At 73.6% G+C, this 24,992-nt stretch carries 1 protein-coding gene; it reads left to right on the forward strand.

What is annotated here, in order from left to right:
• The first annotated feature begins 148 nt into the window (after window positions 1-148).
• Complete coding sequence (locus tag AB0412_RS31975; RefSeq protein WP_366406091.1) at window positions 149-24,988, forward strand: non-ribosomal peptide synthase/polyketide synthase; 24,840 nt, start codon at window positions 149-151, stop codon at window positions 24,986-24,988.
• The last annotated feature ends 4 nt before the right edge of the window (window positions 24,989-24,992 follow it).

Consider the following 24,992-nt stretch of genomic DNA (forward strand, 5'->3'; position numbering starts at 1 on the left):
ATCGCTCATACGGCGACGCTAGCACGCGTTCTGCCACGGCGGGTTGGCAGCTTTCTGCAACGGTCGTTGTTCCGGCCGAAAGCGCACTGTTAGACAGGTACCTCCGCGATTCACGTCGATTTTCAAAACGTATTGAGGGTGAGTGGCTGTGTCTGACCTCCAGGGCGTCCTGTTGCCGCTGACCGCCGCCCAGTCGGGTGTCTGGTACGCGCAGCAGCTGAATCCGCAGAACACGATCTTCAACACGGGTGAGTTCCTGGAGATCAGCGGCCCGGTGGACGCGGACCTCTTCGAGGCGGCGCTCAGGCGCGTGGTCACCGAGGCCGAGACGCTGCGGCTGCGGTTCGTCGCCGCCGAGGACGGGCCGGCCGCCCGGATCGTGTCCGCCGACGACCTCGACTGGTCCCTCCACGTCGTGGACGTCAGCGCCGAACCCAACCCGTGGGCGGCCGCCCGCGCCTGGATGGCCGAGGACTTCGCCCGCCCCCTGGACACCGAGCACGACCAGCTGTTCCTGTTCGCCCTGTTCAAGCTCTCCGACGACCGTCACCTCTGGCTGCACCGCTACCACCACCTGCTGGTCGACGGCTTCACCGTCAACATGGTGGCCCGGCGCACCGCCGAGGTGTACTCGGCGCTGGTGGCCGGCGACCCCGTGCCCGCCACCCCCTTCGCCCCGCTCGCCCAGCTCCTCGACGAGAAGTCCGCCTACCGGGACTCGGAGCGGTTCGGCACCGACCGCGCCTACTGGATCGACCGGCTCAAGGACTGCCCCGAGCCGGTCAGCCTCTCCGGCGAACAGCCGGCACTCGCCCGCTCGCTGGCCCGCCGCACCGCCCACCTCGGCAGCAACGACGCCCAGCGGCTGCGCGCCCTGGCGAGCGACGCCGGCGTCACCTGGCCCCCCGCCCTGATCGCCGCCGTCGCCCTGTGGCTGCAACGGCTCACCGGCGTGCCCGAGGTCGTCCTCGGCCTGCCCGTGTCCACCCGGCTCGGCAAGAAGGCGCGCGGCGTGCCCGGCATGGTCTCCAACGTGCTGCCGCTGCGCGTGGCGATCCGCCCCGGCACCACCGTCGGCGAACTGCTCCACCAGGTCTCCGGCGAGATGCGCGCGGCGATGAAGCACCAGCGCTACCAGTTCGAGGACCTGCGCCGCGACCTCGGCATGCTCGCCGACGACCGCCGTCTGGTCGGGCCGCACGTCAACATCATGATGTTCGACTACGACGTGACCTTCGGCGGTCACCCGGCCCGCCCGCACAACCTCTCCATCGGCCCCGCCGACGACATCTCCTTCATCGTCTACGACCGCGGCACCGGCTCGGGACTCCAGATCGACTTCGACGCCAACCCCGACCTGTACGAGGACGACGCCCTGCGCGCCTACCAGCTGTCGTTCCTCGACTTCCTGCACCGCCTCGGCTCGGCCGGACTCGACGAGCCCGTCCAGTCCCTCGAACTCGACACCGCCGGCCTGCCGGCCGGCCCCACGACCGCCACGCCCGACGCGACCGACGGGACCGACGCGACCCCCACGACCGCCGACGGTCCGCAGCCCCCGGCCGCGGTCACCTCCTCCCGCCCCCCGCGCACCGCCGAGGAGGAGACCCTGTGCCGGCTGTTCGCCGAGGTGCTCGGCGAGGACGTCGTCTCCGTCGACGACAACTTCTTCCTGCTCGGCGGCAGTTCACTCCAGGTCACCCGGCTCGTCGGCCGCATCCGCAAGGAGCTGAAGGCCGAACTCACCCTGCGCACGGTCTTCGAGAACGCCACCGTCGCCACCCTCGCCGCCGCCCTCGACCCGGCCGCCGGCGCCCGCCAGGCCCTCACCGTCCGACCACGCCCCGAGCGGCTGCCGCTGTCCGCCGCACAGAACCGGCTGTGGTTCCTCAACCAGATGGACACCGGCAGCGCCGCCTACAACGACGGCCTCACCGTCGACCTCACCGGCCACGTCGACACCCGCGCGCTGCGCGCCGCCCTCGCCGACGTCGTCACCCGCCACGAGAGCCTGCGCACCGTCTTCCCCGTCCAGGACGGCACCCCCCTGCAGCACGTCCTCGACCCCGCCGCGGCCCGCCCCGACCTCACCGTCACCCAGGTCGACGACCTCACCACCCTCGACGGGCTGCTGTCCGAGGCCGCTGCCCGCGGCTTCGACCTCGCCACCGAGATCCCCGTACGCGCCCACCTGTTCACCCTCGCCCCCGACCGGCACGTGCTGCTCCTCGTCGTCCACCACATCGCCGGCGACGGCTGGTCCGTGGCCCCCTTCACCCGGGACCTCAGCCACGCCTACAGCGCCCGGCTGATCGGCGGCATACCCGAGTTCACGCCGCTGCCCGTGCAGTACGCCGACTACACCCTGTGGCAGCGGGACCTCCTCGGCGACGAGAACGACCCCACCAGTGCGCTCGCCCGGCAGATCGACCACTGGAAGCGCGCCCTCGCCGGCCTGCCCGAGGAACTGACCCTGCCCACCGACCGCCCGCGCCCCGCGGTCGCCGGGCACCGCGGCGGCCGGGTCGCCTTCCGCCTCACGCCCGACGTCCACCAGCGGCTGATCGCCGTCGCCCAGGACAGCGGCGCCACCGTCTTCATGGTGGCCCAGGCCGCCGTCACCGCCCTGCTGCACCGCCTCGGCGCCGGCGACGACATCCCCGTCGGCACCGTCGTCGCCGGCCGCACCGACGAGGCACTCGGCGACCTGGTCGGGTTCTTCGTCAACACCCTGGTGCTGCGCACCGACGTCTCCGGGAACCCCACCTTCCGCGACCTCGTCGACCGGGTCCGGGAGACCGACCTGGCGGCCTACGCCCACCAGGACGTGCCGTTCGAACGGCTGGTGGAGATCCTCAACCCGGTGCGCTCGCTCGCCCGCCACCCGCTCGCCCAGGTCACCCTCGCCCTCGAGGACAACGCCGCACCCGTCCTCGACCTGCCCGGCCTGACCGCCACGGCGCGCACCCTGCACACCGACACCGCCAAGTTCGACCTGTCCTTCCGGCTCGGCGAACGCTTCACCGACGACGGCGCCCCGGCCGGCATCGAGGGCAGCGTCGAGTTCGCCCGCGACCTGTTCGACGACGCCACCGTGCGCACCCTCACCGACCGCTTCCGGACCCTGATCGACACGCTCACCGCCGACCCCGCCACCCGCGTCGGCTCCGTCGACGTGCTCACCGAGGCCGAACGCGCCCGCATCGCCACCGACTGGAACGACACCGCCGCCGACGTCCCGTACGCGACCACACCCGAGCTGTTCGCCCGGCAGGCCGCCCGCACCCCCGACGCGACCGCGCTCGTCCACGAGGACACGGCCCTCACCTACCGCGAACTCGACGAGCGGGCCGGCCGGCTCGCCCGCCTGCTGAGCGAGCGAGGCGCCGCCCGCGGACGCCTGGTCGCCGTCGCCCTGGGCCGCAGCACCGACACCGTCGTGGCCCTCCTGGCCACCATGAAGACCGGCGCCGCCTACGTGCCCGTCGACCCGGCCTACCCCGCCGACCGCATCGCCTACATGCTCGACGACGCCCGCCCCGCCCTCGTCGTCACCACCACCGCCCTGCAGCACGCCCTCCCCGAGGACGGCCCCGAGCGGCTGCTCCTGGACGCCGTACCCCTCCCCGACGAGCCGCTCCCGCCCGCCGCCCTCACCCCGCAGGACCCCGCGTACGTCATCTACACCTCGGGCTCCACCGGCCGTCCCAAGGGCGTCGTCGTCAGCCACACCGGCGTCGCCAGCATGGCCGCCGCCCACCAGGAGTGGTTCGGCGGCGGACCCGGACACCGGGTACTGCAGTTCTCCTCGCCCAGCTTCGACGCGTCGATCTGGGAGATCCTCACCACCCTGCTCACCGGCTCGGCCCTCGTCCTCGCCCCCACCGAGCGCCTGGCCGCCGGCGCCCCGCTCGCCGAGCTCCTCGCCGAGCAGCGCGTCACCCACGCCACCCTGCCGCCCGTCGTCCTCGCCGCCATGGGCGACGCCACGCTCCCCGACGACATGACGCTGGTCACCGCCGGCGAGGCCCTCTCCGCGGAACTCGTCGACCGCTGGTCCCCCGGCCGCCGCATGGTCAACGCCTACGGCCCCACCGAGTCCACCGTCTGCGCCACCATGAGCAGCCCCCTGCGCCCGGGCACCGGCCAGCCCACCATCGGCCGGCCCATCACCAACACCCGCGTGCACGTCCTCGACGACGCCCTGCGCCCCGTCCCGCCCGGCGTCCCCGGAGAGCTCTACCTCACCGCCTCCGGCCTCGCCCACGGCTACCTCGGCCGCCCCGGCCTGACGGCCGAACGGTTCGTCGCCTCCCCCTTCGGCCCGCCCGGCGCCCGCATGTACCGCACGGGCGACCTGGTGCGCTGGACCGCCGACGGCGAACTCGACTACCTCGGCCGCGTCGACGACCAGGTGAAGATCCGCGGCTTCCGCATCGAACTCGGCGAGATCGAGTCCGTGCTCGCCCGCCACACCACGGTCGCCCAGGTCGCGGTCGTGGCCCGCGAGGACCGGCCCGGCGACAAGCGGCTCGTGGCCTACGCCGTCCCGGCCGACGACGCCGCCGACCCGGCGGCGCTGCGCGCCCACGCGGCCGGCGAACTGCCCGACTACATGGTGCCCGCCGCCGTCGTCCTGCTCGACGCGCTGCCCGTCACCCCCAACGGCAAGCTGGACCGCAAGGCCCTCCCCGCCCCGGACTACGCCGCCCCCGGCACCGGCCGCGCCCCGCGCACCCCCCGGGAGAGCGCCCTGTGCGCCCTGTTCGCCGAGGTCCTCGACCTGGAGCGGATCTCGCTCGACGACTCCTTCTTCGACCTGGGCGGCCACTCCCTGCTCGCGACCCGGCTCATCAGCCGCATCCGCACCGAGCTGGGCACCGAACTGACCGTGCGGTCCCTCTTCGAGGCGCCCACCGTCGCCGCCCTCGCCTCCGCGCTCGACACCTCCGCCGGCGCACGCCAGGCCGTTCGCCCGCGCCGACGCCCGGACGAGATCCCGCTGTCCCACGCCCAGCGACGCCTGTGGTTCCTCAGCCACTTCGACGGCCCCACCGGCACCTACAACCTGGGTCTGTCCCTGCGGCTGCGCGGCACCGTCGACGCCACCGCCCTCCAGGCCGCCCTCGGCGACGTCGTGGCCCGCCACGAGTCCCTGCGCACGCTCTTCCCCGACACGGACGGCCGCCCCCGCCAGCTCGTCCTGCCGAGCGACGCCCCCGCGGCACGCCCGGCCCTGCACCGCACCGACGTCCCCGCCGGCGCACTGGACGAGACGCTCGCCCGCGCCGCCGGCCAGGGCTTCGACATCACACGCGAACTCCCCCTCCGTTCCCACCTGCTGACGCTCGCCCCCGACGACCACGTGCTGTTGCTGGTGGTGCATCACATCGCGGGTGACGGGTGGTCGATGGGTCCGCTGGCGCGTGATCTGGGGGAGGCGTATGCGGCGCGTGTGGGGGGTGTGGCTCCGGTGTGGGAGCCGTTGCCGGTGCAGTACGCGGACTACACGTTGTGGCAGCGTGAGGTGCTGGGTGAGGAGGACGATCCCACCAGTGAGTTGTCGCGGCAGGTGGATTACTGGCGGGGTGCGCTGGCGGGGCTTCCGGAGGAGCTGGTGCTGCCGGTGGACCGGCCGCGTCCGGCGCGGATGAGCTACCGCGGCGACACCGTCCCCTTCCACGTACCGGCCGAACTGCACGAGCTTCTCGACGACTTGGCCCGCTCGACCGGCACAAGCCTGTTCATGGTGGTGCAGGCCGCCCTGGCCACCCTGCTGCACCGCCTGGGCGCCGGCGACGACATCCCCCTCGGATCACCCGTCGCCGGCCGCACCGACGAGGCGCTCGACGACCTGGTCGGGTTCTTCATCAACACCCTGGTGCTGCGGAACGACCTGTCGGGCGACCCGACCTTCCGTGAGCTGCTGGAACGGGTCCGCGAGACGGACCTGGCGGCCTACGCCCACCAGGACGTCCCGTTCGAACGGCTGGTCGAGGCCCTGAGCCCCGAGCGCTCCATGGCCCGCCACCCCCTGTTCCAGGTCAGCTTCCAGCTCCAGAACCTCCCCTCCGCCGACCTCACCCTTCCCGGCGTCGAGGTGAGTCCTCAGCCGGTACGCCTGGACACCGCCAAGTTCGACCTCTCCTTCACGCTCACCGACACCGGGGCCCGGTCGGGCCTCGACGGCAGTGTGGAGTTCGCGGTGGATCTGTTCGATCGGGTGTCGGTGGAGGTGCTGGCGTCGCGGTTGGTGGCGGTGTTGGAGGCGGTGGCGGCTGATCCGGGGTTGCGGGTCGGTGGTGTGGAGGTGCTGTCGGAGTCGGAGCGTTCCCGGGTGGTGGGGGAGTGGTCCGGTTCGGTGGTGGAGCTGGCTCCGGTGACGTTCGCGGGGTTGTTCGAGGCGGCGGTGGATCGTTGCCCGGATGCGGCTGCTGTGGTGTCCGGTGGGCTGGTGTTGTCGTATGCGCAGGTGGAGGCGCGGGCGAACCGGTTGGCGAACTGGCTGGTGGGTCAGGGTGTGGTCGCGGAGGATGTGGTGGCGTTGGTGCTGCCGCGTTCGGTGGACATCGTGATCGCGCAGTTGGCGGTGCTGAAGGCGGGGGCGGCGTATCTGCCGGTGGATCCGGAGTATCCGCAGGAGCGGATCGACTACATGCTCCAGGACGCCCAGCCGGTCTTGGTGCTGCGCGAACTGCCCGAACTCGGCGATGAGTTGGATGCGTCCCGCCCGGTGGTGCGTGTGGCTGCGGAGAACCCGGCGTATGTGATCTACACGTCGGGGTCGACGGGCCGGCCCAAGGGTGTGGTGGTCACGCACGAGGGCATGGCTTCGTTCGCGGCGGCGCAGGTGGAGCGGTTCGCCGTCTCCGAGGGCTCGCGGGTGTTGCAGTTCGCGTCGCCGAGTTTCGATGCGTCGGTGCTGGAGCTGGTGATGGCGTTCGCGGCGGGTGCGGCGCTGGTGGTGCCGCCGCCGGGTCCGCTGGCCGGGGAGGTGCTGGCCGAGGTCCTGACCGGTGAAGGCGTGACGCATGCGCTGATTCCGCCGGCTGCGCTGGCGAGTGTCCCGGCGGGGGAGTTCCCCTCCTTCCAGTCGCTGATCGTGGGCGGTGACGCCACCTCTGCGGAGCTGGTGCAGCGCTGGGCTGTGGGCCGGCGGATGGTCAACGCCTACGGTCCGACCGAGTCCACCGTCGTGGCGACGCTGTCCGCGCCGCTGACGGCCGAGGGCGGGGTGCCGCCGATCGGCAGGCCGATCCCCAACACCCGGGTGTATGTGCTCGATGAGCGGCTGCGGCCGGTCGCGCCGGGTGTGGCGGGGGAGTTGTACCTGGCCGGTGCGGGTCTGGCGCGCGGCTATCTGGGCCGGCCGGGACTGACGGCGGAACGCTTCGTCGCCGACCCCCACGGAACTCCTGGCACGCGCATGTACCGGACCGGGGATGTGGTCCGCTGGACCCGCGAAGGTGAGCTGGAGTACCTGGGCCGGTCCGACGACCAGGTGAAGGTGCGCGGCTTCCGCATCGAACTCGGTGAGATCGAAACGGTGTTGGGCGGTCACGAGCTGGTCGACCAGGTTTCAGTGATCGTCCGTGAGGACCAGCCCGGCGTCAAGCGCCTGGTCGCCTACGTCGTCCCCGCCCCGGGGAGCTCGGTAGATGCCGAGGGCCTGCGGGCCCACGTCTCCGCCGCCCTGCCGGAGTACATGGTGCCGGCGGCGTTCGTGGAGCTGGGTGAGTTGCCGTTGTCGGTGAACGGGAAGCTGGACCGGCGGGCGTTGCCGGTGCCGGAGTTCTCGGGCACGGACGGGGGTGCGCGTCCGGGCACACCTGAGGAGGAGATCCTGTGCGGGTTGTTCTCCGAGGTGCTCGGGGTGGAGTCGGTGTCGGTGGACGACGGGTTCTTCGAGCTGGGTGGCGACAGCATCGTGTCGATCCAGTTGGTGAGCCGGGCGCGTCGTGCGGGTCTGGTGTTGTCGGCGCGTGAGGTGTTCCAGCACCGCACGCCTCGGGCGCTGGCGGCGGTGGCGGTGCCGGTGTCGGGTGCGGTCGTGGAGGAGCCCGGGGCTGGTTGGGGTGTGGTGCCGCAGACGCCGATCATCGGGTGGCTGCGGGAGCTGGGCGGTCCGGTGGACGGCTTCCAGCAGGCGATGGTGGTCCGCACCCCGGCGGACGCTTCGCGGGAGCGGCTGGAGGCGGCGCTTCAGGCGGTGCTGGACCGGCACGACGTACTGCGCTCGCGTCTCGTACGGGGCGCGGATGCCTGGCAGTTGGAGGTCGCGGAGCCGGGGAGTGTGCTTGCCGCGCAGGTTCTGTCCGAGGGTTCCGCTGATCTGACTGCTGAGGCGCGGGATGCGCAGCGTCGGTTGGATCCGGATGCCGGGGTGATGGTGCAGGCGGTGTGGTGCGCGGAGGCGGACCGGCTGCTGGTGATGGCGCATCACCTGGTGGTGGACGGGGTGTCCTGGCGGGTGCTGCTGCCGGATCTGGCTCGCGCGTATGAGGGTGTGGAGCTGGAGCCGGTGGGCACGTCCTTCCGCCGCTGGGCCCAGGAACTCACCACCCTCGACCGCACGCACGAACTCCCGCTTTGGAAGGAGCAGTTGACCGGTCAGGACTCTCCCCTGGGTTCCCGGCCGCTGGATCCGGCCACGGACACGGCGTCGACGGTGGAGCATCTGCATCTGTCGTTGCCGGCGGAGGTGACCGGTCCGCTGCTGACGGAGGTCGCGTCCCGTTTCCGGGCGGGTGTGAATGATGTGCTGCTGACGGCGTTCGCTCGTGCGGTGGCCGGCTGGCGCGGCGACGCCACCACGCGTGAGGTGCTGGTGGACCTGGAGGGTCACGGCCGGGAGAACGTCGTGGACGGGGTGGACCTGTCGCGCACGGTGGGCTGGTTCACCAGCATGTTCCCCGTCCGCCTGGACGCGGGAGCGCCCGGCGACGACCCGGGCCGTTCGCTGAAGCGGGTCAAGGAGCAGCTGCACGCTCTGCCGGACCACGGCATCGGCTACGGCCTGCTGCGCCACACCACCCCGGAGACGGCGGCCGTGCTGTCCCAGCTGCCCTCTCCGCAGCTCGGCTTCAACTACCTCGGCCGCTTCGAAGCCTCCACCACCGGTGAGCCCTGGTCCCTGGTCACGGACGTAGACCTCGGCGACGGCCGCGACCCCGGCATGCCGCTGACCCACGTCCTGGATCTGAACGCGGCCACCCTCGACACCTCCGAGGGCCCGCAGCTGAACGCGGACTGGTCCTGGCCGTCCGCCCTGTTCACCCCCGGCCAGGTCCAGGCCCTTGCCGAGGCATGGTTCGCCGAACTCCGCGCCCTCGTGGCGCACGTGGCCGACCCGCACGCCGGCGGCCTGACCCCCTCCGACGTCCGCCCCCTGGTGGCCGTCACCCAGGACCAGATCGACCGGCTGGAGGCGGACCACGGCCGGCTCGCCGACATCCTGCCCCTCTCCCCGCTCCAGCAGGGCCTGTTCTTCCACGCGGTCTACGACGAGCACGGCGAGGACGTCTACACCGTCCAACTCGCCCTCGACATCGAAGGCCCCCTGCGGCCGGACGCCCTGCGCGCCGCCGCCGAGACGCTGCTGCACCGGCACGGCGCGCTGCGTGCCGCGTTCCGCGCAGACGGCCTCGACACACCCGTCCAGGCCATCCCCGCCGACGTCGAACTCCCCTACACGGAGATCGACCTGACCGCGCTGCCGGAGGCCGAGCGCGAGGACACCCTGCGTCGCTGGACGGCCGAGGACCGCGCCCGGCGGTTCGACCCGGCCCGGCCGCCGCTGATGCGGTGCACGCTGATCAGGACCGGCGAGGACCGGCACCGTTTCGTGCTGACGAACCACCACATCCTGCTCGACGGCTGGTCCATGCCCCTCCTCGTCAAGGAGCTGCTCACGCTCTACGGCACGTCCGGTGACGCGTCCGCCCTGCCGCGGGTGGCGCCCACCAGGGACTATCTGGCCTGGGTCGCCGAGCAGGACCGCGGCGCCGCCGAGGAAGCATGGCGGCAGGTGCTCGACGGGCTCGACGAGCCCACCCTCGTCGCCCCGGCGGGCCGTGCGGCGGGTCCGGCGGTCCCCGAGCGGGTCACCGTCGATCTGCCGGCCGAAGTCACCGAGCGGCTCACCGAGTTCACCCGCCAGGGCGGCGTCACCCTCAACACGGTTCTCCAGGCCGTGTGGGGGATGATCGTCGGGCAGCTCACCGGCCGTGCGGACGTCGTCTTCGGCGGCACCGTGTCCGGGCGACCACCCCAGGTCCCCGGTATCGAGTCCATGGTCGGTCTGTTCATCAACACCCTGCCGGTGCGTGTCGCCCTGGACCCGGCCGAGACGTTCGGCGCGCTGCTGGACCGGCTCCAGGCGCAGCAGGCTGCGCTCATGGACCACCAGTACCTCGGGCTCACCGAGGTGCAGCAGGCGGCCGGTGTCGGCGAACTGTTCGACACGCTGGTCGTCGTCGAGAACTACCCCCTCGACGCGGACGTCCTGGAGGTCGGCGGCGGCCTGACGGTCGCCGGCATCGAGGGTCACGACGCCACGCACTACCCGCTGATTCTCACGGCCGTCCCCGGCGAACGCCTGCACCTGCGGCTGGACTTCCGCGCCGATGTCTTCGCCCCCGAGGCCGCGAACGGCCTGCTGGGGCGGCTGGTCCGGGTCCTGGAGTCCGTTCCCGAGCAGGACGCCACGCCCGTCGGCCGGATCGCGCTGCTCGGTGACGACGAGCACCGGCGCATCCTCGACGTCCTCGACGCCACCGACGACCGTGAGGAGCCTGCGCACCGGATCGTGCCCCGGCTGTTCGCCGACCTCGTGGCCTGGTCCCCGGACACGGAGGCCGTGGCCGGCGCCGGCGGCTCGCTGTCGTACCGGGAACTGGACGCCCGCGCCAACCGGCTCGCGCACCGCCTGATCGCGGCCGGGGTGCGTCCCGAGGACCGGGTGGCGCTGCTGATGGAGCGTTCGCCGGACCTCGTGGCGGCCGTGCTCGCCGTCCTCAAGGCGGGCGGCGCGTATGTGCCGCTCGACCCGCGCTTCCCCGAGTCCCGGATGCGGCACATCCTCGCCGAGACGGGCGCGGCCGTGCTGATCGCCGACTCGGCGCCGGCGGCCGCACCGTTCGCCGACGGTACGACCGTGATGGAGGCCGGGCCCGCGCTCGCCGACGGCCCCTCCCACGATCCCGCGGTCGAGATCCGGCCGGACCAGCTGGCCTACGTCATGTTCACCTCCGGCTCCACCGGGCTTCCCAAGGGCGTCGGCGTCGCCCACCGCGACATCGTGGCGCTCGCCTACGACCGCCGCTTCGAGTTCGGGCACGAGCGGGTGCTGCTGCACTCGCCGACCGCGTTCGACGCCTCCACGTACGAGCTGTGGGTGCCGCTGCTCACCGGTGGCACGGTCGTCGTGGCCCCTGCCGGTGACCTCGACGCCGTGCGGCTGCGCGAGACCGTCACCCGGCACCGCGTCACCGCCCTGTGGCTGACGGCCGGTCTGTTCCGGTTGATCGCCGAGGACGGGCCGGGGTGCCTCGCCCGGGTCACCCAGGTGTGGACCGGCGGTGACGTCGTACCGGCCGCCGCCGTGCGCCGGGTCCTGGAGGCCTGCCCGGGGCTGGTGGTCGTGGACGGGTACGGACCCACTGAGACCACCACGTTCGCCACCACCTACCGCATGGACTCCGTCGCCGAGGTGCCGGACGCCGTGCCCATCGGCCGCCCCCTCGACGGCATGCGCGCCCACGTCCTCGACGCGGCCCTGCGTCCGGTGCCGCCGGGTGTGGCGGGGGAGCTGTATCTGGCGGGTGCGGGTCTGGCGCGTGGCTATCTGGGCCGGCCGGGGCTGACGGCCGAGCGGTTCGTGGCCGATCCGTTCGGTCCGTCCGGCAGCCGCATGTACCGCACGGGTGACCTGGTGCGGTGGGGTGCGGACGGGCAGATCGAGTATCTGGGCCGTACGGACGACCAGGTGAAGGTGCGCGGGTTCCGTATCGAGCTCGGTGAGATCGAGGCGGTGCTGGCCCGGCACGAGTCGGTCGGCCAGGTGGCCGTGGTGGTCCGCGAGGACCGTCCGGGCGACCAGCGGATCGTCGCCTACGTCGTCCCGGCCGCCGACGCCACGACCGCCACCGCCCCGGACCCCGAGGGGCTGCGCGAGCACGCGGCGGCCGGACTGCCCGGCTACATGGTTCCCTCCGCCTTCGTCACCCTGGAGACCCTACCCCTGACCGGCAACGGCAAGGTGGACCGGCGTGCCCTGCCCGCCCCCGGACCCGCGTCGGCCGCGGGCACGGGACGGGCGCCGCGCACTCCGCACGAGGACATCCTCGCCGGGCTGTTCGCCGAGATCCTCGGGCTGCCCGCCGTGTCCGTGGACGACAGCTTCTTCGACCTCGGCGGACACTCCCTGCTCGCCACCCGGCTGGTCAGCCGCGTCCGCTCGGTGTTCGGCGTGGAACTCGCCGTCCGTGCCCTCTTCGAGGCCCCGACCGTGGCCGCCCTGGCCGGCCGGATCGCGGGCGCCGACCGGGCCCGCGCCGCGCTCACCGCACGGCAGCGGCCCGACGAGATCCCGCTGTCGCCCGCCCAGCGCCGGCTGTGGTTCCTCAACCGCTTCGAGGGGCCGAACGCCTCGTACAACCTGCCGCTGGCGCTCCGCCTCACCGGCGAGCTCGACCCCGCCGTGCTGCGGGCCGCCCTCGGCGACGTGGTCACCCGGCACGAGAGCCTGCGCACCGTCTTCCCCGAGGTCGACGGCAGGCCCTGCCAGTCGGTGCTGCCCGCCGACGCCGCGGCACCGGCGCTGCCCGTCACCGAGGTCACCGAGGACGCCCTGCACACCGCGCTCGCCGAGGCCGCCGCCGAGGGGTTCGACCTGACCCGGCAGACGCCGCTGCGCGCCCGCCTGTTCCGGATCTCCGCGACCGACCACGTGCTGCTCGTCGTGCTGCACCACATCGCCGGCGACGGCTGGTCGCTCGCGCCCTTCGCCCGCGACCTGGGCATCGCCCACGACGCGCGCCGCGCCGGCCGGGCCCCCGACTGGGCGCCGCTGCCGGTCCAGTACGCCGACTACACGCTGTGGCAGCGTGACGTCCTCGGCGACGAGAACGACCCGGACAGCCCGCTCGCCCGGCAGATCGACCACTGGCGCGGCACGCTCGCGGGACTGCCCGAGGAACTGCCGCTGCCCACCGACCGGCCCCGGCCGGCCGACGCCACGCACCACGGCGAGAGCATCGCCCTGCACGTGCCCGCGGAGGTCCACGAGCGGATCGTGTCCGTCGCCCGCGAGCACCGGGCCAGCGTCTTCATGGTGGTGCAGGCCGCCCTCGCCGCGCTGCTCGGCCGGCTCGGGGCCGGGGAGGACATCCCCCTCGGCAGCGTCATCGCCGGCCGCACCGACGAGGCGCTCGACCCGCTGGTCGGCTTCTTCGTCAACACCCTCGTGCTGCGCACCGACCTGTCCGGCGACCCGGACTTCGCCGAACTCCTGGACCGGGTGCGCGAGACGGACCTCGCGGCCTACGCCCACCAGGACGTGCCCTTCGAACGGCTCGTCGAGGTGCTCAACCCGGCGCGCTCACTGTCCCGGCACCCGCTGTTCCAGGTGATGCTGGCCTTCCAGAACAACGCCGAGGCCACCCTCGACCTCGACGGCCTGCGCACCGAGGCCGTGCCGCTGACGCTCACCGCCGCCAAGTTCGACCTGCTGTTCTCCCTCCAGGAGACCTTCACGGCCGACGGCGGCCCAGCCGGCCTCGAGGGGGTCGTCGAGTACTCCGCCGACCTCTTCGACCGCGCGACCGTCGAGGCCATCGGCGACCGCCTGGCCCGGCTGCTCGCCGCGGTCACCGCCGACCCCGCCCTGCCGGTGGGCTCGGCCGACATCCTGACCCGCGAGGAGCGCCGCCGGGTCCTCACCGAGTGGAACGACACCGACCGCGACCTCGCCGAGACCACGCTGCCCGAGCTGTTCCAGGCACAGGCCGCCCGCACCCCCGACCGCCCGGCGGTGCTGCACGCGGGCGAGGAACTCACCTACGGCGAGCTCAACACGCGCGCCAACCGGCTCGCCCGGCGGCTGATCGCCGAGGGCGCCGGGCCCGAGACCTTCGTCGCCCTGGCCGTCCCCCGGTCCGCGGACATGATCGTCGCGCTGCTCGCCGTCCTGAAGGCCGGCGCCGCCTATCTGCCCGTCGACCCGGGCTACCCTGCCGACCGCATCGCGTACATGCTCGACGACGCACGCCCCACCCTCGTCCTGACCACCGGCGAGGCCGCCGCGGCACTGCCGTCCGGCATCCGCGCCCTGCTGCTCGACGACGCCGGACTCATCGGCTCACTGGCCGAGTTCGACGCCGGTGACCCGACCGACGCCGACCGGGTGCGCCCGCTCGACCCGCGCCACCCCGCGTACGTCATCTACACCTCGGGCTCCACCGGCCGCCCCAAGGGCGTCGTCGTGCCGCACCGCAATGTCGCCGACCTCGCGGCCTGGGCCGCCGCCGACATCGGGCCCGAGCGGCTCGCGGACGTCCTCGCCTCGACGTCGCTCAACTTCGACGTCTCCGTCTTCGAGATGTTCGGCCCGCTGCTGTGCGGCGGTCGCATCGAGATCGTCCGCGACGTGCTCGCCCTGCTGGAGGCCGAGCCGCGCACCTACAGCCTGATCAGCGCCGTGCCCTCGGCGCTCGCGCACACCGTCGGGCAGAGCGGCGCGCCCCGCTTCGGCGCGGACCTGCTCGTGCTCGCCGGCGAGGGCCTGTCCGCGCACACCGCGGACACGCTCCGCGCCGCCGTGCCCGGCTGCACCCTCGCCAACATCTACGGGCCCACCGAGGCCACGGTCTACGCCACCGCCTGGTACGACACCGGCGACACCGCAGTCGACCGCACCCCGCCCATCGGCCGCCCCCGGCGGAACACCCGCGCCTTCGTGCTGGACGCCCGGCTGCGTCCGGTGCCGCCGGGTGTGGCGGGGGAGCTGTATCTGGCGGGTGCGGGTCTGGCGCGTGGCTATCTGGGCCGGCCGGGACTGACGGCCGAGCGGTTCGTGGCCGATCCGTTCGGCGCGCCCGGCAGCCGGATGTACCGCACGGGTGACCTGGTGCGGTGGGGTGCGGACGGGCAGATCGAGTATCTGGGCCGTACGGACGACCAGGTGAAGGTGCGGGGTTTCCGCATCGAGCTCGGTGAGATCGAGGCGGTGCTGGCCCGGCACGAGTCGGTCGGCCAGGTGGCCGTGGTGGTCCGCGAGGACCGTCCGGGCGACCAGCGGATCGTCGCCTACGTCGTCCCGGCCGCCGACGCCACGACCGCCACCGCCCCGGACGGGACCCGGCTGCGCGAGCACGCCGCCGCGGCCCTGCCCGAGTACATGGTCCCGTCGGCCGTCCTCACCCTGGACGCCCTGCCCCTCAACCCGAACGGCAAGCTCGACCGGCGCGCCCTGCCCGCCCCGGACTTCGCCGCCGCCGGCGGCACGGGCCGGGCCCCCCGCACCGCGCAGGAGGAGACCCTGACCGAGCTCTTCGCCGAAGTCCTCGGCGTGGAGCGGGTGTCGGTCGACGACAGCTTCTTCGACCTCGGCGGGCACTCCCTGCTCGCCACCCGGGTCGTCAGCCGCATCCGCTCGCTGTTCGGCGTCGAACTCGCCGTCCGCGCCCTCTTCGAGGCCCCCACCGCCGCCGCCCTCGCCACGCTCCTGGGCGACGCCACCCGGGCGCGGCAGGCCCTCGTGGCCCGGGTGCGCCCCGAGCACGTGCCGCTGTCGCCCGCCCAGCGCCGGCTGTGGTTCCTCAACCGCTTCGAGGACCGCACCGGCACCTACAACCTGCCCCTGGCGGTCCGCCTCACCGGCTCCCTCGACCCCGCAGCGCTCGAAGCCGCCCTGGGTGACGTGGTCGCCCGGCACGAGAGCCTGCGCACCGTCTTCCCGGAGACCGACGGCCGCCCCCGCCAGGAGGTACTGCCCGCCGGCACGGCACGTCCGACCCTGCACACGGCCGCCTACGACGAGAACGCCGTAGCCGCCGCGGCGGCCCAGGACTTCGACCTGGCGACCGAAGTGCCGCTGCGCGCCCACCTGTTCACGGTGGCACCCGACGAGCACGTGCTGCTGCTCGTCGTCCACCACATCGCGGGCGACGGCTGGTCCATGGCCCCGCTCGCCCGCGACCTGGGCGACGCCTACCGCGCCCGGTGCGCGGGCCGGGCCCCCGAACTCCGGCCGCTGCCCGTCCAGTACGCCGACTACACGCTCTGGCAGCGCGACGTCCTCGGCGACGAGGAGGACCCGGGCAGCGAGATCGCCCGGCAGGTGGCCTACTGGCGGCACACCCTGGCCCGGCTCCCCGAGGAGCTGAGCCTCCCGGCGGACAGGCCGCGTCCCGCCGAGATGAGCTTCCGCGGCGACACCGTCGACCTGACGATCCCCGCCGACACCCACCGCCGCCTCACCGTGCTCGCCCGGGAACAGCAGGCCAGCGTCTTCATGGTGCTCCAGGCCGCCCTCGCCGCGCTGCTCGGCCGGCTCGGGGCCGGGGACGACATCCCCCTCGGATCCCCCATCGCGGGCCGCACCGACGAGGCACTGGACGACCTGGTCGGATTCTTCGTCAACACCCTGGTGCTGCGCACCGACATCTCCGGCGACCCCACCTTCCGCGACCTCGTCGACCGGGTCCGCGAGACCGACCTGGCGGCCTACGCCCACCAGGACGTGCCGTTCGAACGGCTGGTGGAGATCCTCAACCCCGAGCGCTCGCTCGCCCGGCACCCGCTGTTCCAGGTGATGCTGTCCCTCCAGAACAACGCGGAGGCCACCCTCGGACTCGACGGACTGCGCGTCGACCCCCACCCCGTCAGCGTGGACGGCGCCAAGTTCGACCTGTCCTTCCAGCTGGCGGAGCACGTCACCGACGACGGCACACCCGCCGGACTCGGCGGTCGCATCGAGTACGCCACCGACCTCTTCGACCGCGCCACCGTCGAGGAACTCGCCGCCCGCCTGGCCCGCGTCACGGCCGAGCTGGTCGCCGCGCCCGACCGCGCGCTGTCCGAGACCGACGTCCTCACCGCCGAGGAGCACCACCGCGTGCTCGTCGCCTGGAACGACACCGAGCGTCCCGCGGCGGACGACACACTGCCCGCCCTCTTCGAGCGGCAGGCCGCCCGCACCCCGGACGCCACCGCGCTCGTCGCCACGGACCGGCGCCTCACGTTCGCCGAACTCGACGCGCACGCCAACCGGCTGGCCCGGCTGCTGATCGCCCGGGGCATCGGCCCCGAGCAGTACGTCGCCGTCGCCCTGCCCCGCACCGCCGACCTGGTGGTCGCGTTCCTCGCCGTCACCAAGACGGGCGCCGCCTACGTGCCCGTGGACCCGGCGCACCCGTCCGGCAGGATCGCCCAGCTGCTCCAGGACGTGGACAGCAGCGCGCTGCTCACCACCTCCGCCAGCCGGGAGACGATCCCGGCCGGCTGCGGCGGACTCCGCGTCGACCTCGACGCCGAGGACATCGCCGACGCCCTGGCGGCCCTGCCCGCCACGGCACCCGGCGACACCACCCGGACCACCCCGCTGCGGCCCGACCACCCGGCCTACGTGATCCACACCTCCGGATCGACCGGCCGGCCCAAGGGCGTCGTCGTCGCTCACCGCAGCCTCGTCAACCTGTTCCACCACCACGTCGACGAGCTGTACGCGGCCGAGATCGCCGACGCGGGCCGCCCGCTGCGGGCCGCCCTCACCGCGGCCGTCTCCTTCGACGCCTCGCTCGACCCGCTGCTGTGGCTGCTCGCCGGGCACGAACTCCACATCGTCGACGACGACACCCGCCGCGAACCGGACGCGCTCCTCGCGTACGTACGCGACCACGGCATCGACTTCATGGAGCTCACCCCCTCCTACGCGGAGCAGCTCCTCGAAGCGGGCCTGGTCCGCGACCCCGAGACCCGCCCGAGGATCCTCGCCCTCGGCGGCGAGGCCGTCGGCACGGAGTTGTGGCGCGAACTCGCCGACACCCCCGGTGTCACCGGCTACAACCTGTACGGCCCGACCGAGACGACGGTCGACGCGCTCACCACCCGCACGACCGAGACGGCACGCCCGCTCATCGGCCGCCCTGTCACGAACGCCCGTGCCTACGTCCTGGACGAGCGGCTGCGGCCGGTCGCGCCGGGTGTGGCGGGGGAGTTGTACCTGGCCGGTGCGGGTCTGGCGCGCGGCTATCTGGGCCGACCGGGGCTGACGGGTGAGCGGTTCGTGGCCGACCCGTTCGGTCCTGAGGGCGCCCGGATGTACCGGACCGGCGATGTGGTCCGCTGGACCCGCGAAGGTGAGCTGGAGTACCTGGGCCGCTCCGACGACCAGGTGAAGGTGCGCGGCTTCCGCATCGAACTCGGTGAGATCGAGACCGTGCTGCGCCGCTACGAGGACACCGCACAGGCCGCGGTCGTCGTCCGCGAGGACCGGCCCGGGGTGAAGCGCCTCGTCGCCTACGTCGTGCCGCGCAGCGGCGCACTCGACGTCGCCGCTGTGCGCGCCCATGTGGCCGCGGTGCTGCCGGAGTACATGGTGCCGGCTGCGTTCGTGGAGCTGGGTGAGTTGCCGTTGTCGGTGAACGGGAAGCTGGACCGGCGGGCGTTGCCGGTGCCGGAGTTCTCGGGCACGGGTGGGGGTGCGCGTCCGGGCACACCTGAGGAGGAGATCCTGTGCGGGTTGTTCTCCGAGGTGCTCGGGGTGGAGTCGGTGTCGGTGGACGACGGCTTCTTCGAGCTGGGTGGCGACAGCATCGTGTCGATCCAGTTGGTGAGCCGGGCGCGTCGTGCGGGTTTGGTGTTGTCGGCGCGTGAGGTGTTCCAGCACCGTACGCCGCGGGCGCTGGCGGCGGTGGCGGTGCCGGTGTCGGGTGCGGTCGTGGAGGAGCCCGGGGCTGGTTGGGGTGTGGTGCCGCAGACGCCGATCATCGGGTGGCTGCGGGAGCTGGGTGGTCCGGTGGACGGCTTCCAGCAGGCGATGGTGGTCCGCACCCCGGCGGACGCTTCGCGGGAGCGGCTGGAGGCGGCGTTTCAGGCGGTGCTGGACCGGCACGACGTACTGCGCTCCCGCCTCCTGAGGGAAGGGGATGCCTGGCAGTTGGAGGTCGCGGAGCCGGGCAGCGTGTCCGCCTCGGACGTGCTGTCGCTGGCGACCGGTGATCTGACTGCTGAGGCGCGGGATGCGCAGGGCCGGTTGGATCCGGATGCCGGGGTGATGGTGCAGGCGGTGTGGTTCGCGGAGTCGGGCCGGCTGCTGGTGATGGCGCATCACCTGGTGGTGGACGGTGTGTCCTGGCGGGTGCTGCTGCCGGATCTGGCTCGCGCGTATGAGGGTGTGGAGCTGGAGCCGGTGGGCACGTCCTTCCGCCGCTGGGCCCAGGAACTCACCACCCTCGACCGCACACACGAACTGGACCTTTGGCAGCAGCAGTTGACCGGCCAGGACTCTCCCCTGGGCGTTCGCCCGCTGGATCCGGCCACGGACACGGCGTCGACGGTGGAGCATCTGCATCTGTCGTTGCCGGCGGAGGTGACCGGTCCGCTGCTGACGGAGGTCGCATCCCGTTACCGGGCGGGTGTGAACGAGGTGCTGCTGACGGCGTTCGCTCGTGCGGTGGCCGGCTGGCGCGGCGACGCCACCACGCGTGAGGTGCTGGTGGACCTGGAGGGTCACGGCCGGGAGAACGTCGTGGACGGGGTGGACCTGTCGCGCACGGTGGGCTGGTTCACCAGCATGTTCCCCGTCCGCCTGGACGCAGGAGCGCCCGGCGATGACCCGGGCCGTTCGCTGAAGCGGGTCAAGGAACAGCTGCACGCCCTGCCGGACCACGGCATCGGCTACGGCCTGCTGCGCCACACCAACCCCGAGACCGCCGCCGTGCTGTCCCAGCTGCCCTCTCCGCAGCTCGGCTTCAACTACCTCGGCCGCTTCGACGCATCCGCGGGCCAGGGTGAGCCCTGGTCCCTGTGCGCGGATGTCGACCTGGGTGACGGCCGTGACCCCCGCATGCCCCTGACCCACGTCCTGGATCTGAACGCGGCCACCCTCGACACCTCCGAGGGCCCGCAGCTGAGCGCGGACTGGTCCTGGCCGTCCGCCCTGTTCACCCCCGACCAGGTCCAGGAACTGGCTGAGGCCTGGTTCGCCGAACTCCGCGCCCTCGTGGCGCACGTGGCCGACCCGCACGCCGGCGGCCTGACCCCCTCCGACGTCCGCCCCCTGGTGGCCGTCACTCAGGACCAGATCGACCGGCTGGAGGCGGACCACGGTCGGCTCGCCGACATCCTGCCCCTGTCCCCGCTCCAGCAGGGCCTGTTCTTCCACGCGGTCTACGACGAGCACGGCGAGGACGTCTACACCGTCCAACTCGCCCTCGACATCGAGGGAACCGTCGACCGTGAAGCGCTCCGCGGAGCGGTCCGCACCCTGCTCACCCGGCACGCCAACCTCCGTGCCGCGTTCCGCGCAGACGGCCTCGACACACCCGTCCAGGTCATCCCCGCCGACGTCGAACTCCCCTACGCGGAGGTCGACCTGACCGCCCTCCCGGAGCAGGAGCGCTCCGCCGCGGCCGACCGGTTCGTCGCCGAGGACCGCGCCCGGCGGTTCGATCTCGCGCGACCGCCCCTGATGCGGTTCACGCTCGTGTCGACCGCCGCCGACCGGCACCGGCTCGTGGTGAGCCATCACCACCTGCTGCTCGACGGCTGGTCCATGCCCGTCTTCCTGGGCGAGCTGTTCACGCTCTACGGAGCCGGCGGCGACGGCTCGTCGCTGGGCCGCCTCACGCCGTACCGGGACTACCTGGCCTGGGTCGCCGAGCAGGACCGCGGCGCCGCCGAGGAAGCCTGGCGGCAGGTGCTCGACGGGGTGGACGAGCCGACGCTGCTCGCGGCGCCCGACCCGTCCCGTGCACCGGTGGCGCCGGTGCGCACCCGGGTCGAGCTGCCCGAGGCGGAGACCGCGGCGCTGGCCCGCTGGGCGCGGGAGCGCGGGGTGACCGTCAACACCGTGGTGCAGGCGGCCTGGGCGGTGATGCTCGGGCAGCTCACCGCCCGCGACGACGTCGTGTTCGGCGCCACCGTGTCCGGGCGCCCGCCGCAGGTGCCCGGTGTCGAGTCCATGGTGGGGCTGTTCATCAACACCCTGCCGGTGCGGGTCGCCCTCGACCCGGCCGAGACGTTCGGCGCGCTGCTGGACCGGCTCCAGGCGCAGCAGGCCGGGCTGATGGACCACCAGTTCGTGCCGCTCGCGGACGTCCAGCGCGCCACCGGCGTCGGTGAACTCTTCGACACCCTGGTCGTCTTCGAGAACTATCCGCTCGACGCGGACGGGCTGCGTGCCCAGGCGGGCGGACTGGGCATCGTCGGCGGCGACAACCACGAGAGCACGCACTACCCGCTCAGCCTCACCGTCGGCCTGGGCCGTTCCCTGGGCCTCGACCTGGCCCACCGGCCCGATCTGATCGGCCAGGACCGCGTCGACACGCTCGCCGCCTGTGTGCTGCGGCTGCTCACGGAGGCCGCCGGGCAGGCCGGCACCCCGGTGGGGAGGCTGCGGCTGCTCACGGACGCCGACGAGCGGCTGGTGCTCGGCGACTGGTCCGGCGAGGCTCTGGCGGAGCCGGGTGTCGAACCGCTGCTCGCGCGGTTCGCCCGCCGCGTCGCCGAGAACCCCGGCGCGACCGCCGTGATCTGCGGCGAACAGCGCCTGACCTACGCCGAGCTCGACGACCGCGCGACCCGGCTGGCCGGACTGCTCGGTGAGCGCGGGGCCGGCCCCGAGCGGCTCGTCGCCGTCGCCCTGCCCCGCTCGGCCGATCTGGTCACCGCCCTGCTCGGCGTCCTCAAGTCCGGCGCCGGCTACGTCCCACTGGACCCGGAGCACCCGGCGGAGCGGCTCGGCCATGTCCTCGCCGACGCCCGGCCCTCCCTGCTGATCACCACCTCCGGTACGGCGGAGGCCCTGCCCGAGTCCGGCACCCCCGTGCTGCTCCTCGACGCACCGGACACGGACCGCGCGCTCGCCGCCCGGCCCGCCGACGCGTCGGCGCCGCCCGCCGCCGACGGCAGGACACCGGCGTACGCCATCTACACCTCGGGCTCGACCGGGCGCCCCAAGGGCGTGGTGATCCCGCGGGCGGCCCTGGACAACTTCCTCGCCGACATGTCCGCGCGGGTCCCGATGGACACCGGCGACCGGCTGGTCGCGGTCACCACGGTGTCGTTCGACATCGCCGCACTGGAGCTGTACCTGCCGCTGCTCGCCGGTGCCTGCGTGGTCGTGGCGAGCCGGGACGAGGTGCTCGACCCCCACGCCCTCGGCGCGCTGATCACCGAGCACGCGGGGACCGTGCTGCAGGCCACCCCGTCGCTCTGGCAGACCCTGGTGGACCAGGTGCCGGGGGCGCTGCGCGGGCTGCGGATGCTGGTGGGCGGCGAGGCCGTGCCGGCCGCGCTCGCCGAGTCGATGGCCGCGTACGGGCAGCGGGTCGTCAACGTGTACGGGCCGACGGAGACCACCATCTGGTCCACCACCGCCGAACTCGACGGCACCCGGGTGCCGCCCATCGGCCGGCCCATCCTCAACACGCGCGCCTACGTCCTCGACGGCGCCCTGCGCCCCGTACCGCCCGGCGTGCCCGGCGAGCTGTACCTCGGCGGCGCCGGACTGGCCCGCGGCTACCTGGGCCGGCCGGGGCTGAGCGCGGAACGCTTCGTCGCCGACCCGTACGGGCTGCCCGGGGCGCGCATGTACCGCACCGGTGACCTGGTGCGGTGGGGCGCCGGCGGCGACCTGGAGTACCTGGGGCGTACGGACTTCCAGGTGAAGGTGCGCGGGTTCCGGATCGAACTCGGCGAGATCGAGGCGGTGCTGGCCCGGCACGAGGGCGTGGCGCGGGTCGCCGTGGTCGTCCGCGAGGACCGGCCCGGGAGCAAGCTGCTGGTGGCGTACGTCGTGCCCGACGGCGCCGCCCCCGACGCCGACCGGCTGCGCGCCCACGCGGCGGCCGAGCTGCCCGACTACATGGTCCCGGCGGCCTTCGTGACCCTGGATGCGCTGCCGCTCAACACCAACGGCAAACTCGACCGCAAGGCGCTGCCCGCGCCGGAGTTCGGGGCCGGCCCGGCCGGACGGGCCCCGGCGAACCCGCGCGAGGAACTGCTCTGCGCGCTGTTCGCCGAGGTGCTGGGCCTGCCCCGGGTCGGCGTCGAGGACAGCTTCTTCGCGCTCGGCGGCGACAGCATCGCCTCGGTGCGGCTGGTGGGACGGGCCCGGCTCGCCGGGCTGGTGCTGACCCCGCGCGAGGTGTTCCGGCACAAGACCGTCGAGGCGCTGGCGGCGGCCCTGCCCGAGGACCCCGGCGAGCAGGTGCTCACGCCCGACCCGGAGGGCGCCGACCCCGCCGTCGGTGCCCTGCCCGCCACGCCGATCATCCACTGGCTGCGCGAACTGGGCGGCCGGGTCGACGGGTTCAACCAGTCGGTGGTGGCGCCGGTCCCCGGCGATCTCACGCAGGAGGCCCTGGCCGCCGTGCTCCAGGCCGTGCTGGACCACCACGACATGCTCCGTGCCCGCCTGGTGCGCGGGTCCGACGGCTGGGGACTGCACGTGCCGCCGAAGGGTGCCGTGTGCGCCGGCGATCTGATCCACCGGGTCGACGTCGCCGGGCTCGACGAGGCCGCCGTGGCGGCGGTCGTCGACACCGAGGGCCGTGCGGCGCAGGACCGGCTCGACCCCGACGCCGGGATCATGGTCCAGGCCGTCCGCTTCGACGCCGGTCCGGACGCCCTGGGCAGGCTGCTGCTCGTCGTCCACCACCTGGTGGTCGACGGGGTGTCCTGGCGGATCCTGATGCCGGACCTGATCGCCGCCCACGAGGCCGTGGCCGCCGGGCGGGAGCCGGTCCTGGAACCGGTGTGGACGTCCTTCCGCGAGTGGGCGCGGGGCCTGGTCGCGGCGGCCGCCGCACCCGAGCGCGCCGCCGAACTCCCGGTGTGGACCGGCATGCTGGCCGGCCACACGGAGGAACCGCTCGGCGCCCGCCCGCTCGACCCCGCCCGGGACACCGCCGCCACCGCGCGCGGACTCACCCGCACGCTGCCCGCCGACGTGACGAGGGCGCTGCTCACCACGGTCCCGGCGACGCTCGGCACCGGTGTCAACGAGGTGCTGCTCACCGCGTTCGCCCTCGCCGTCACCGAGTGGGACCGCGACCGGGGACGCGACCGCACCGGCGGTGTGCTGATCGACCTGGAGGGGCACGGCCGTGAGGACCTGCTCGCCGGTGTCGTGCCGGACGCGGACGTCTCCCGCACGGTCGGCTGGTTCACCAGCCTGTTCCCCGTCCGCCTCGACCCGGGCCTGGACGGCGAAGACCTCGCCGGCCTGCCCACCGGCGGCCCCGCCGTCGGCCGGGCGCTGGCCCGGGTCGCCGGACAGCTCGCCCTGCTGCCCGACAGCGGTGCCGGCTACGGGTTGCTGCGCCACCTCAACCCGCACACCGCGCCCGTGCTCGCCGCCCTGCCGGAACCCCAGATCGGCTTCAACTACCTGGGCCGGTTCGGGGCCGGGGACGGCGACGAGGGCGGCCAGGGACTCGGCGGCAGCGATCCCGCGATGCCGGCCGCGCACGCCCTGGAACTGAACTCCCTGACCCAGGACCGCCCGGACGGACCCCGCCTGGTCGCCTCCTGGAGCTGGCCCGACGGGCTGTTCGCCGAGGACGAGATCGCCGCGCTCGCCGACGGCTGGTTCCGCGCCCTGCGCGCCGTGGCGGCCCACGCCGCACAGCCGGGCGCCAGGGCCGTCGAACCGGTCGCGCTGCCCGCGGCACGGCCGTCCGCCGCGCCGTCACCGGCCGACCCGCTCCTGGATCTCGACCAGGACGAGATCGCCGCGTTCGAAGAAGACTTCGAGTTCTGAGTGG

It is taken from the genome of Streptomyces sp. NPDC052012 (genome assembly GCF_040689265.1).
Taxonomy (GTDB): Bacteria; Actinomycetota; Actinomycetes; order Streptomycetales; family Streptomycetaceae; genus Streptomyces.